The sequence below is a fragment of the Nocardia amikacinitolerans genome (assembly GCF_900215415.1).
GTDB lineage: Bacteria > Actinomycetota > Actinomycetes > Mycobacteriales > Mycobacteriaceae > Nocardia > Nocardia amikacinitolerans.
Genome location: NZ_OBEG01000004.1, coordinates 635,183 through 647,434 on the forward strand (window position 1 = coordinate 635,183; position 12,252 = coordinate 647,434).

General features: G+C 68.8%; 9 protein-coding genes. 5 read left to right on the forward strand and 4 right to left on the reverse strand.

The features are described 5' to 3' along the window. Nucleotides 1-130 precede the first annotated feature (130 nt). The 4 genes from CRP45_RS21215 (at nt 131) to CRP45_RS34690 (ending at nt 6,247) form a co-directional block, all read left to right on the forward strand. On the forward strand, nt 131-1,720 hold the full coding sequence (locus CRP45_RS21215; protein ID WP_097246495.1) for an ADP-ribosylglycohydrolase family protein: 1,590 nt from the start codon (nt 131-133) through the stop codon (nt 1,718-1,720). Between the two features lie 481 nt (nt 1,721-2,201). Then, a complete protein-coding gene (locus CRP45_RS21220) occupies nt 2,202-3,365 on the forward strand; it encodes a glycoside hydrolase family 3 N-terminal domain-containing protein (protein ID WP_097246496.1) in 1,164 nt (387 codons plus the stop codon). A 273-nt stretch (nt 3,366-3,638) separates the two neighbouring features. Then, nucleotides 3,639-4,238: a TetR/AcrR family transcriptional regulator gene (locus tag CRP45_RS21225; protein ID WP_067787041.1), complete on the forward strand. Its 600-nt coding sequence runs from the start codon at nt 3,639-3,641 to the stop codon at nt 4,236-4,238. Between the two features lie 104 nt (nt 4,239-4,342). Then, complete coding sequence (locus CRP45_RS34690) at nt 4,343-6,247, forward strand: DUF5685 family protein (RefSeq protein ID WP_245910277.1); 1,905 nt, start codon at nt 4,343-4,345, stop codon at nt 6,245-6,247. A 55-nt stretch (nt 6,248-6,302) separates the two neighbouring features. On the opposite strand, the gene CRP45_RS21240 is transcribed toward CRP45_RS34690, so the two are convergent. Continuing rightward, entirely contained in the window at nt 6,303-7,169 is an 867-nt protein-coding gene (locus tag CRP45_RS21240; protein WP_097246719.1) for a MaoC/PaaZ C-terminal domain-containing protein, read from the reverse strand. Continuing rightward, on the reverse strand, nt 7,169-8,524 hold the full coding sequence (locus CRP45_RS21245) for a 3-oxoacyl-ACP reductase (RefSeq protein WP_097246497.1): 1,356 nt from the start codon (nt 8,522-8,524) through the stop codon (nt 7,169-7,171). The genes CRP45_RS21240 and CRP45_RS21245 overlap by 1 nt, the downstream gene beginning before the upstream one ends. A 247-nt stretch (nt 8,525-8,771) precedes the next feature. Here CRP45_RS21245 and CRP45_RS21250 point away from each other — a divergent pair, with 247 nt between their 5' ends. Continuing rightward, nucleotides 8,772-10,094 carry an acetyl-CoA C-acetyltransferase gene (locus CRP45_RS21250; RefSeq protein ID WP_067787047.1) on the forward strand — a complete coding sequence of 441 codons (1,323 nt, stop codon included), beginning with the start codon at nt 8,772-8,774 and terminating at the stop codon, nt 10,092-10,094. Nucleotides 10,095-10,276: 182 nt separating this feature from the next. Here CRP45_RS21250 and CRP45_RS21255 read toward each other — a convergent pair whose 3' ends face one another. Beyond that, complete coding sequence (locus CRP45_RS21255) at nt 10,277-10,477, reverse strand: helix-turn-helix domain-containing protein (protein ID WP_097246498.1); 201 nt, start codon at nt 10,475-10,477, stop codon at nt 10,277-10,279. A 164-nt stretch (nt 10,478-10,641) separates the two neighbouring features. Continuing rightward, nucleotides 10,642-11,670 carry a phosphogluconate dehydrogenase (NAD(+)-dependent, decarboxylating) gene (gene gnd / locus CRP45_RS21260; RefSeq protein ID WP_097246720.1) on the reverse strand — a complete coding sequence of 343 codons (1,029 nt, stop codon included), beginning with the start codon at nt 11,668-11,670 and terminating at the stop codon, nt 10,642-10,644. Nucleotides 11,671-12,252 lie beyond the last annotated feature (582 nt).

The following is a 12,252-nucleotide window of genomic DNA, read 5'->3' on the forward strand; positions in this document are numbered from 1 at the left end:
GGCGGCGGCGGGGTCGGCTGATGTCGTGTCGTCGGAGGTAGGGGCGGCTGGTGTCGTGTCGTCGGGTGCGGGTGCGGGTGCGGGTGCGGGTGCGGGTGCGGGTGCGGGTGCGGGTGCGGCGGCTGGCGTTGTGTCGGCGGAGGCCGGGGCGGGCGCGGATGCGGATGCGGCGGCTGGTGTCGTGCCGGCGGAGGCGGCGACGGCGGCGGCTGGTGTCGTGTCGTCGGAAGCGGAAGCGGAAGCGGAAGCGGAAGCGGAAGCGGAAGCGGAAGCGGAAGCGGAAGCGGAAGCGGAAGCGGCTGGTGTCGTGTCGGCGGGTGCGGGTGCGAATGCGGGTACGGATGCGGCTGGCGTCGTGTCGGCGGGGGTGGGGTCGGCTGGTGTCGTGTCGAGCGGTGCCGCGTCACGCGGTTCGGCGTTACTCGCGCCGGACGAACTCTTCGACCGCGTCTACGGCGGCTGGCTGGGTCGGTGCGTCGGGTGCGCGCTGGGGAAACCGCTGGAGAACGGGTTCGTGTGGACGCGCGAACACATCCGTGCCTATCTGGAACGGGCAGGCGCGTATCCGCTGACCGACTACGTCCCCGCCTTGCTCCCACCGTCGCCCCGCTTCCCGCTCAACCCGACCTGGCCGGTGTCGGCGCGCGGCCGCATCGATGGCGCTCCGCGCGACGACGACATCGACTACACCGTCCTCGGACTCCATCTCATCGAATCCCGCGGACTCGACTTCACCGCCGACGACGTCGCGCGACTGTGGTTGGAACGCCTCCCCTTCCTCCAGACCTACACCGCCGAACGCGTCGCCTACCGCAACCTCGTCGACGGTCTGCGCCCGCCGCGGACAGCCGAAGTCCGCAACCCGTACCGCGAGTGGATCGGCGCAATGATCCGCGCCGACATCTTCGGCTACGTCAGCCCGGGCGATCCGCAGCGCGCCGCCGCCCTCGCCGCTCGCGAGGCGGCCGTATCCCACACGGGGAACGGTGTTTTCGCGGCCATGTGGGCCTCCGCCCTGGTCGCCGCGGCCTTCACGGCGCGATTTGCTTCCGGCGGTACGCCCGCTGCCCGTGGGCCTGGTGACCGGGCTGTGGACGGTGGTCCCGGCCCGGGTATCGCGACCGGCGAGCAGGCGGTTGGGGTCGCAGGGCGTGGTTCCGCCTGGGATAGCGCTGACGAGCAGGACGTGGATCTCCAGGCAGCAGTCCGCGATCACGGGCCGGAACTCGGGGAGGGCTCCCCAGTCCTGCCGGAGGGGCATACGGGCGCGCTCTTTTCGGACGCTGCCTCCGCCGTCGTATCGGCCCTCACAGCCGCCCAGAACGTCCTGCCACCTCGTTCCCGTCTGGCGATCGCTCTCGCGGAGGTCCGCGCCGATTTCGACCGCGGTTTCTCCTGGGAACAGGCTGTGGACAACATCGACGCCAGGCACGGTGGATACAACTGGGTCCACGCCATACCCAACGCATGTCGGGTCGCCGCCGGGTTACTTTGGGGCGCGGGCGATTTCACGCGAACGATCGCTTTGACCGTTCAGAGCGGGGCCGATACCGATTCCAATGGAGCTACCGCCGGTTCGGTCGCCGGAATTCTGGTGGGTTCGAACGGAATTCCCGCGCATTGGATCGACCCGCTGCACGACATGTTGCACAGTGCGGTCATGGGTTATGACGGAGCTCGCATTTCGGAACTGGCCCGTCGTACGTGCGCCCTGGTCTGAACGGGTCGGGTGCGGTCGGATGGCTTGTATCCGAATCGGTGAGCAGCACAAGGTAGACGGGAATTCCGTGCGTTCCGGCCGGATGCTGCGGTTGGTTGACGGTTCCAATGTCGAAGGTGCAAGGGGGTGCACCTACCAGTGGTTTCGCCCAATGTTGCGGGTGCCCAAGAGGTTTGCCTACCCAGGCTTTTCCTCGGAGCAGTGCTGGGCGCGTCGTGTGCCGTACCCGGCTTACCTCCCGCAGTTCGGTGGGTGGGTTCGGGTTCCGGGCGTGGTCATCTGGCTGGGGTTGCGTCCAGGGAGGGCAATCCGGAGGTTGGTCTAGGCAGGGCTTCTGGTCGTCCATAGGCGCAACCACCATTTGACTACCCTCGATTGTTCAGCCTCCTAGACACCGCACGGGCGGCTGCCGCAGGCGCCCGCAGGTATGCGATCAGCACCCCGCGAAACACCTGCACCCTCCTCGCACTACCGTTGACCTATGCGGAAGACGCCTCTCGTCCTGCTCGCACTCTGCGCCGCGGTCGCCACCGCCTGCTCCAACGGCGAAGCCCCGGCCCCCGCCACGTCGCGCGCCGAAACTCCCGAAACGACGGTGGCCGCCCCGGCCGCTCCGCCCAGTCCGGCACAGCGCGACTGCGGTGCCGAGTACCTCGCGAAGTTCACCCCGAGGCAGAAGCTCGCGCAGCTGCTGACCGTCGGCGTGACCGGGGGCGCCGACGCGGCGAACGTGGTGCGCACCGAGCAGGTCGGCGGCATCTTCATCGGCGGCTGGACCGACCGGTCGCTGATCTCCGGACCCGCGCTGGACGAGGTGAAGGCGGCCGCGATCACGCCGCTGATGGTGACCATCGATGAGGAGGGCGGCCGCGTCTCGCGGGTCCGCGACATCATCGGTGCGGTCCCGTCGGCCCGCGTCACCGCGCAGACCATGACACCCGAGCAGTTCTACGACGCGACCGTCACCCGCGGACGCGACCTGAAGGAACTCGGCATCACGGTCAATTTCGCCCCGGACGTGGACGTGAGCAGCCAGCCCGACGACACCGTCATCGGCGACCGCTCCTTCTCCGACGACCCCGAGGTGGTCACCCGCTACGCCGACGCCTACATCCGCGCGATGCGCGAGGTCGGCGTCGGCACCGTGATGAAGCACTTCCCCGGCCACGGCTCCGGATCGGGCGACTCGCACACCGGCGCGGTGCGCACGCCGCCGCTGGACCAGCTCCAGACGGTCGACCTGGTGCCGTTCCGCAACCTGATCGGTTCGGGCGCGGCCGTGATGGTCGGCCACCTCGACGTCCCCGGCCTGACCGACCCGAACGTGCCAGCCAGCATCAGCCCGCAGGTTATGTCGCTGTTGCGCGAGGGCACGGGCTACGGAGCCGCCCCGTTCGACGGCCCGATCTTCACCGACGACCTCGGCGGCATGGCGGCCATCAGCGCGCGCATGACCATCGAGGACGCGGTAGAAGCCGCGCTGGTCGCGGGCGCCGACAACGCTTTGTGGATTACCACCGACGCCGTCCCGACGGTGCTCGACCAGCTCGAGCAGGCGGTGGCGAGCGGACGCCTGCCCGCCGCGCAGGTCGACCGCTCGGTGCTGCGAATGGCCGCGTACAAGGGCGCGCTACCGCCCTGCTGAGGTTCGGCGCCCGCGCACCTTCGTATGACGTACAGGCGGCCACCCCGCCGCGCCCCGTAGTATCGCTGAGTTTCCGCTGACGGTCCCGCCCTCGGCGATGCCGACCGGCCCACCCCCCTCGGACGGCATTCGCCCCGGCGGCTCGCCGTGCAGGCGGGGGGAGGCGCTGGCCCGTTTCACCGCACAGCTGACCGCGGCGACTGGTGAGCAAATCCGTCCGGCGGAACTTACCTTGGAGTAATATAAGAGATTCACCATGCGGTAGGAGAGTGGATGGCGGGCGGAACGAAGCGACTTCCTCGGGCGGTTCGTGAGCAGCAGATGCTCGACGCCGCGGTCGAGGTGTTCGCGCGCAAGGGTTTCCACGATACGTCGATGGACGCGATCGCCGCCGAGGCGAAGATCTCCAAGCCGATGTTGTACCTCTACTACGGCTCCAAGGACGAGCTGTTCCGCGCGTGCATCCAACGCGAGGGCATGCGCTTCATCGAGGCCGTCGCGCCCGCGGGCAACCCGCTGCTGACCCCGCACGAGCAGGTCCGCACCGCCCTCGAGGGCTTCCTCGGATTCGTCGACCGGAACCGCAAGTCCTGGCAGGTGCTCTACCGTCAGGCGATCGGACAGCAAGCCTTCGCATCCGAAATCGACAACGCCCGAGAGCGGGTCATCGAGCTCACCGCGAAGCTGCTCGAATCCAGCGCCAAGCACGCCGAACCCGGCACCAACTTCGACGTCGTCGCGGTCGCCGTCATCGGCGCGGGCGAGGCCATCGCCGACCGGCTCGCCAGCGGCCGCATCGAGGTGGCCGAGGCCGTCGACCTGCTCGACGATCTGGCCTGGCGCGGTCTGGCCGGTCGCAAGAAGCCGGAATAGACCGTCATCCCGTTTGCCAGCCGCGCGCCGCTCTGCCACTCTCGGTCGAGATCACAGCTGGAGGGCCGTCGAGGCTCGGGGACAAACGGGGAAAAGTGTTCGGGATGCTCAGGCCGTGCTCGCACGGCGCCGAAAAGTATGGAATCGACGCGGCCGAATGGCGGGCGCACATGTGCGGGCTGTGTCTCGGCCTGCGCGACGGGCACGGCCAGCTCGCGCGCACCGCGACCAACACCGACGCGATCTTGCTCAGCGTATTGACCGAAGCGCAGCTGCCCGCTCCTTCGGCGCGCACCACCGCGGGACGCTGCCCGCTGCGCGGCATGCGGCGTGCCGAGGTCGCCGCGGCCGATTCGCCGGGCGTCCTGCTCGCGTCGACCGCGTCGCTGCTGCTCGGCTCGGCCAAACTGCGAGATCACGTCGCGGACGGTGACGCGTCGCGGCTCGCCGGACGGCCCATGGCGCGGATGTCGACGCGCTGGGCGGACAGCGCTCGCAGGCAGGCGGCATTGATCGATTTCGACGTGGAACCGCTTGTGGCAGCGATTGATTCACAACAACTCGTGGAAAGCCGTGCCGCTGCCCTACGGCCCGCGCCACGCCCGGCGACGGGTACCGCCGAGCCGAGAGGAATCGGCGGGCGTCGCGACGGACGCGCGGGCATATCCGACCGAAGTCCGTCTGCCGTATTCGATCCCAGCACTGGTTCCGGGGAGCTGCCCGTCTCGCTCGATCGCAGCGCCGCTTCGGGGGAGCCGCTCGCCGCGCTCGATCCCAACGCTGCTTCCGGCGAGCCACTCGTCACGCTCGACCCCGGGGTTGCTGCCTCCATCGAGCCGCCCGTCACGCTCGACGAACTCACGGCCCCGGCCGCCCTGTGCGCGGCCGAACTCTTCGCCCACACGGCGATTCTGGCGAATCGCCCCGAGAACACCGACCAACTCCGCACCGCGGGAAGGCATTTCGGTCGCATCGCCCACCTATCCGACGCCATCGCGGATTACGATGACGACACCGCGCACGGCCGCTTCAATCCGCTCGCCGCGACCGGCACCACCCTCGCCGAGTCGTACGAGTTGGTGCGCCAGTCGGACGCGGAGCTGCGCAGGGCCCTCGCGGCCGCTCGCTTGGCCGACGTCCCCACCGTCCGCTGGATGCTGCTCGATCCACTGCACGCGCTGGTGCATCGGCTCGGCAAAGGTATCGGCGCGGTAAGAGCGCACGCCTGCAACGTATCTCGCGCAGACGACGCACCGGCCCACCCATCCGGCACCGGCAGTCGTCCGTCGTCGCCTGCTCGCCTGGAGGTCAGTCAGGGGTCCCGCGCCGACTGCACCTGCGCCCATGAGCCTGGCACTGACAGCCTTTCGTCGTCGCCTGTTCGCCACCAGCTTGGTCAGATCTCACCCGCCGACTACACCTGCGCCCACGAGCCGGGTGCTGACAGCCTTTCGTCGTCGCTTGGTCGCCTCGGGCTCGGCCAGAGGTCCCGCGCCGACCACACCTGCGTCCACGAGTCGGGTACCGACGGCCCCTCGTCGTCGCCTGCTCACCTCGGGCTCGGCCAGATCTCCCACGCCGACCACACGTGCACCTGCGAGCCGCGTACCGGCAGCACGTCAGGCCCGGCCCCCGTCGTGGCGACTCGTCTCGACCACCAGCACACTTCCTTCCTCGGCGCGCCAACTCTCACCGAGCACCTGGATGACCCCGCCCTCGGTACGTCCACGCATTGCCCGACGTGCGCCGAAACGGCCCACCATCCCCGCGCGCACCGCACCGGCCACCGCCCCCCAACGCGCCGCCCCAACCTCGGCCAAGCCCTCACCATCGTCCTCGGCGTCTACTGCACCGGCTACGCCTGCTGCGCCGACCACACCAGCCCCTGCACCGGCGAGCGCAAGGACGCGTGGTGGAAGAGCTGCGATTGTGGTTCCTGCTGCGACTGCGGCGAGTGCTGCTCCGGCTGCGGCGATTGCTGCAGTTGCGGCGGCTGCTGCGACTGCTGACGAACACGAAAACGCCCCCGAATCACAGCGATTCGGGGGCGTTCGTGAAGCGGGCTCAGCGCAACGTCGCCGTCAGGTGCGGGAAACCCTTCTTCGGGTGCAGCAGCGACAGATCCCAGCCGCCCTCGACCTGGTCCGCGTACACGTTCACCGTGGCGGGCAACAGGATCGGCTTGCCGAACTTCACCGTGTAGGTGGCCTTCTCGGGAATGCGGCCCTCGATGTTGCTGAGGACGTTGGCCGCCGACCACATGCCGTGCGCGATTGCCTTCGGAAAGCCGAATGCCTTGGCGCCCAATGCCGAAGTGTGGATCGGGTTGTGGTCACCGGAGGCGTTGGCGTACCGGGTGATCATCTTCTGATCCACCCGCAACGCGCGCAGCGGCGGCGGGGGCACCTCTTCCGGCTTCGGCTCGCCCTTGGGCTGATCCGACAGCGAGGTGCGCTGCTGGTGCAGGAAGGTGGTTACCTGCCGCCACACCTGCTCGCGACCCACGCTGACCTCGGTAATCGCGTCGACCAGCAGACCCTTCGGGTGCTCCCGCAGGTTCTCGATGTGGGTGCGGAAGTCCAGCGGCTCGCTCACCGAGATCTCGCGTGTTCGCTCGATCACGTTCTGCGCGTGCACCGCGCCCACCGCGACGAACGGGAAGTCGCGCGCCACCACCAACTGCATGGCCAGCGGGAAGCTCAGGATGAACGGGTAGGTCAGCGGCAGCGAGTCGCCGAAGCGCAGGCCGGTGGCCCGGCAGTAGGCGGCCAGGTGATCCGGATCCACCTTCACCCCATCGAGCTGAACGACCCGGTCCGGCACGGTGGACTTGCGCGCCGAAAGCAGCGGCACCGGAACGGCCCCCAGCGCTGCTTTCACGAAAAGGCTGCTGTTCTTGGGCGTTTCGGTGAGCGTGATGGTCTCGGTCATCATGCTCCGATCAAGCTCTGGCCGCAGACCCGAACCACGTTGCCGTTCACCGCGTTCGAGGCCGGGCTCGCGAAGAACGCGATGGTCTCGGCCACGTCGACGGTCTGACCGCCCTGCAGCAGCGAGCTCATCAGGCGACCGGCCTCGCGGGTGCCGAGCGGGATGGCGGCGGTCATCGCGGTCTCGATGAAGCCGGGCGCCACCGCGTTGATGGTGATGCCCTTCTCCGCCAGCTTCGGCGCCTCGGCGTTCACCATGCCGATGACGCCTGCCTTGGAGGCGCCGTAGTTTGTCTGGCCGCGGTTGCCCGCGATGCCCGCGATGGAGGACACGTCGATCACGCGGCCGCCCTCCTTCAGCACGCCCTTGGCCACCAGGCCCTCGGTGATGCGGTGCGGCGCGGCGAGATTCACGTTGATGACCGAGTTCCAGCGGCCCTCGTCCATGTTGGCGAGCAGCTTGTCGCGGGTGATGCCCGCGTTGTGCACGATGATGTCGATGCCGCCGAAGCGCTCGGTGGCGAACTCGGCGAGCTTGTCCGCGGCGTCGGGCGCGGTGACGTCCAGCGCGAGCGCGGTGCCGCCGACCTTGTTGGCGGTCTCCGAGAGCGCATCGCCCGCGGCGGGGATGTCGGCGACGATCACCTTCGCGCCGTCACGGGCGAACACCTCGGCGATGGTCGCGCCGATGCCGCGCGCGGCGCCGGTGACCACGGCGACCTTGCCCTCCAGCGGACGGTCCCAGTCGGCGGGGGCGGTGGCGTCGTCCTTGCCGACCCGGATGACCTGGCCGTCGACGAACGCCGACTTGGCCGAGAGCAGGAACCGCAGCGTGGACTCCAGGCCGGTCGCGGCGGCCGAGGCCTCCGGGTGCAGGTACACCAGCTGAGCGGTGGCGCCGCGCAGCAGTTCCTTGGCGACCGAGCGGGTGAAGCCCTCGAGCGCGCGCTGGGCGATTTGCGCGTCGACGCTGCCCGCCAGCTCCGGCGTGGTGCCGATGACAACGACGCGGCCCGACGGGGTGATGCTGCGCATCGCGGGCTGGAAGAACTCGAAGAGCTGGGAGAGGTCCTCGATCGAGCCGATGCCGGTCGCGTCGAAGACGAGCGCGCCGTACTTGGTGCCCTGGCTCAGCGAGTCGGAGAAGGTGTAGTCGGACAGCAGCGCGCGCACGGGCTCGGCGACCCTGCCCTTGCCGCCGATCAGCACCGGGCCCGCCAGCGGCGGCTCACCCTTGACGTAGCGGCGCAGGTTCGCCGGCTGCGGCAGACCCAGCTTGCTCGCCAGGAACTGGCCGGGGGCGGAGTGGACGAACGATCCGTAGAGGTTGGGTGCACCCTTGCTCTTGGCTGCCACTGTTCCTACCTTTTCTGTCTCGAATTTCGCGGATGTCTGGTTCGCCCCTGGTGTTCCGCACGTTTCCGCGTGGGCCTGGACTGCGTGGCAGGCACCGCGCGGTGGGCGTGTCAGCGCACATTTGCGGGGTACGGTGTCGACAACAAACTTACTCCAGAGTAAGTTTAAAGTAAACCAACGCACGGGGCACCGATCTGCGCGAAACATCCGTGCGCCGGACCATCCCACGAGACCCTTGGAGACTCGAGTGACAAACAAAGCCCGTTCAACCAAGAGCACGGCCAAGACCGCGAAGGCCCCGCGTCCGGTCGCGATCGTGGGCGGCAACCGGATCCCGTTCGCGCGCTCCGACAAGGCGTACGCCCACGCGTCCAACCAGGACATGTTCACCGCCGCGCTGGACGGTCTGGTGAGCAGGTTCAACCTGCAGGGCGAGCGGCTCGGCATGGTCGTCGGCGGCGCGGTCCTCAAGCGGGTCGGCGAGCACGGCATGATCCGCGAAAGCGTTCTGGGCAGCAAGCTTTCGCCCTACACCCCGGCGCACGACCTGCAGCTCGCCTGTGGCACCGGCCTGCAGGCGATCGTCACCGTCGGTGACGCGATCGCGGCGGGTCGCATCGACGCGGGCGTCGGCGGCGGCACCGACACCACCTCCGACGCGCCGATCGGCGTCAGCGAAGGCATGCGCGAGTGGATGCTCGACGCCAACCGCGCCAAGACCAACAAGGACCGCCTCAAGCTGGTCGGCCAGCTGCGCCCGAGCATGCTCGGCATCGAGATCCCGCGCAACGCCGAACCGCGCACCGGCCTGTCCATGGGTGAGCACGCCGCCATCACCGCTAAAGAGTTCGGCATCGCGCGCGAGGCGCAGGACGAGCTGGCCTACCTGTCGCACAAGAACATGGCCGCCGCCTACGACCGCGGCTTCTTCGACGACCTGATCACGCCGTTCCTCGGCCTGACCCGCGACGACAACCTGCGCCCGAACTCCTCGATCGAGAAGCTCGCCACTTTGAAGCCGGTCTTCGGCAACAAGCTGGGCGACGCCACCATGACCGCGGGCAACTCCACCCCGCTGACCGACGGCGCGTCCGCGGTGCTGCTCTCCAGCGACGAGTGGGCAGCCGAGCGCAACCTGCCGGTGCTCGCCCACCTGGTGGACTCCGAGGTCGCCGCGGTCGACTACATCCACGGCCCCGACGGCCTGCTGATGGCACCCACCTACGCGGTGCCGCGCATGCTGGCCCGCAACGGCCTGACCCTGCAGGACTTCGACTACTACGAGATCCACGAGGCCTTCGCCTCCGTGGTCCTCGCGACCCTGCAGGCCTGGGAATCCGACCAGTACTGCAAGGAGCGCCTCGGCCTCGACGGCGCGCTCGGCTCGATCGACCGCAGCAAGCTCAACGTCAACGGCTCCTCGCTCGCCGCGGGCCACCCCTTCGCCGCCACCGGCGGCCGCATCGTCGCCTCCACCGCGAAGATGCTCGCCGAAAAGGGCTCCGGCCGCGCCCTCATCTCCATCTGCGCCGCGGGTGGACAGGGCGTCGTCGCCATCCTGGAGCGCTGACGCATACCGCTGAAGGCGGCATCCGGTTCTACCGGGTGCCGCCTTTGGGTTTCTCCTGCGGTGCAGGGTTTTTGATCTCCGCACGACCTGGAATTTCGTGCGGCCGTCGGCGGTGCGGGTGATGGTGGCGGCCAGCCTTGCCCGCTTCGTACACGTCGGCGCGGGCGATTCGGCGGGACCGGTCATTCGGTGACGCCCAAGGTGAGTCCGACCACGTTCGCGACCGTGGCGACAGTCGCGATGCCGGTGCCGCCGCTGCCATGCTCGATCTCGCGAATCGTGCGGGTCGAGGTCCCTGCCAGTTCGGCGAGTTGCTCCTGCGTCAGCCGATGACGGCGCCTCGCGGTTCTGATCGCCTGTCCGATGTCCTTTGTGTCTGGCATGCAGTCCTTCCGTCGGCAGGATGCTGCCGAATTGGCGGGTCCGCAGTCAGGCTGAACGGGCGTCGGAGTAAATGACGACTTGTCGGAGACGCTTCCACACAGCGGTTGCACGCCTCGCATAGGCACCGCCTGTGTGAGGCGTGCGGACGGTTTGTGGCAGCGGGCTAGTTCGGGGGCAGCTCGTAGTGCCCGCCGAACGCCTGGCGCATGGCCGACAGGAGCTTGTCCGCGTACAGCGACTCGCCGCGCGAGGAGAAGCGGGCGAAGAGGGCGGCCGAGAGGACGGGGGCGGGGACGCCGATGTCGATCGCGGCGTCCACGGTCCAGCGGCCCTCGCCGGAGTCCGAGACTCGGCCGCCGAACTCGTCGAGGTTCGGGTCCGCGTACAGCGCGCCGGCGGTCAGATCCAGCAACCACGAGGCGACCACAGACCCCCGCCGCCACACTTCTGTGACTTCCGGCACATCGATGTCGTACTGGTAGTACTCGGGGTGTTCCAGTGGCGTCTCCTCGGCGGAGAACTCGCCCTTGTGCGCGGCCCCGAAATTGGCTTTGTGCAGGATGTTGAGGCCCTCGGCATAGGCGGCCATGGCGCCGTACTCGATGCCGTTGTGCACCATCTTCACGAAATGGCCAGCCCCGGCAGGGCCGCAGTGCAGGTAGCCCAGCTCGGCGGTGGACGGATCTCCGGTGCGGCCGGGGGTGCGCGGTGCGGCGTCGAGGCCGGGTGCGATGGATCTCAAAAGCGGATCCAGGTACTTCACCTGCTCGGCCTCGCCGCCGATCATCAGGCAGAAGCCGCGGCTGAGGCCGAAGACGCCGCCGGAGGTGCCGATGTCCAGGTAGTGGATGCCCTTGGGGGTGAGTTTCTCGGCCCGCTTGATGTCCTCGTGGTAGCGGCTGTTGCCGCCGTCGATGACGATGTCGCCCGGTTCGAGCAGCTCGGCGACCTGATCGATCACGGCGCCCGTCGCGCCCGCCGGGATCATCACCCATACAACCCTGGGTTTCTCCAGCATCGCCACGAATTCCGGCAGATCGGTGCTGCCCCGGAAATTTTCGCCCAGATCGGCGCGTAGTTCCTCGATGTTGCGGAGCTTGCGCTCGTAGCCGACCGCGGTGTGCCCGTCCCGGACGACGCGGCGGACGATGTTCGCGCCCATCCGCCCGAGGCCGATCATTCCCAGCTGCATACCGTCCATCTCCCTCGTGGGTGCGAGCTGTCTGGCGGGTCGTCCTCGATTCTCCACGGAAGGTGTGTAACGCGGGGTGCGCTGCTCCGATAAACAGATCGGCTCCGCGCAGTTGCCAGACCCCCGACCCGGCAACTGCGCGGGGCTCTTCCGCGTTCGAGGCGGTTCATTGCACGAGGTTTGCTGCGCGTCCGAGCTCGAGTTCGGTACCCGGCGCGGACAACTATCGTGGATGACGACCCGCACCGTGCGCGGTCCACAAATACACCTTCATCGGGGAGGGACGGTTCGTGACCAGCGAGTCGAGCACCGGACACCGCGGCCGCAGCCGACAGCAAGATGGCGAGGTCGGCCTCCGTCATCTCCTCGAATCGAACCGCGAACCGCTAGATGAGGCGAAGACCACACAACTTCCCGTGACCCAGCCCGGCCAGCAGCCGCCGGCAGACTCCACGCACACCATGCCCTTGCGGGTGTCCGCGCAGGAGGCGGGTGCGGGGAGTGTTGGGGAGGACAGCTATCCCACGCAGGCGATGTACGTCGGGCAGGGGCACGACGGTGCACGGGGGCACGAGCCTGCGC

Bases quoted from the DNA above. Each gene is read 5' to 3' on its own strand.
- CRP45_RS21220 (WP_097246496.1), top strand. From the start codon at position 2,202: ATGCGGAAGACGCCTCTCGTCCTGCTCGCACTCTGCGCCGCGGTCGCC.
- CRP45_RS21240 (WP_097246719.1), bottom strand. From the start codon at position 7,169: ATGACCGAGACCATCACGCTCACCGAAACGCCCAAGAACAGCAGCCTT.
- CRP45_RS21225 (WP_067787041.1), top strand. From the start codon at position 3,639: ATGGCGGGCGGAACGAAGCGACTTCCTCGGGCGGTTCGTGAGCAGCAG.
- CRP45_RS21255 (WP_097246498.1), bottom strand. From the start codon at position 10,477: ATGCCAGACACAAAGGACATCGGACAGGCGATCAGAACCGCGAGGCGC.
- gnd (WP_097246720.1), bottom strand. From the start codon at position 11,670: ATGCAGCTGGGAATGATCGGCCTCGGGCGGATGGGCGCGAACATCGTC.
- CRP45_RS34690 (WP_245910277.1), top strand. From the start codon at position 4,343: ATGCTCAGGCCGTGCTCGCACGGCGCCGAAAAGTATGGAATCGACGCG.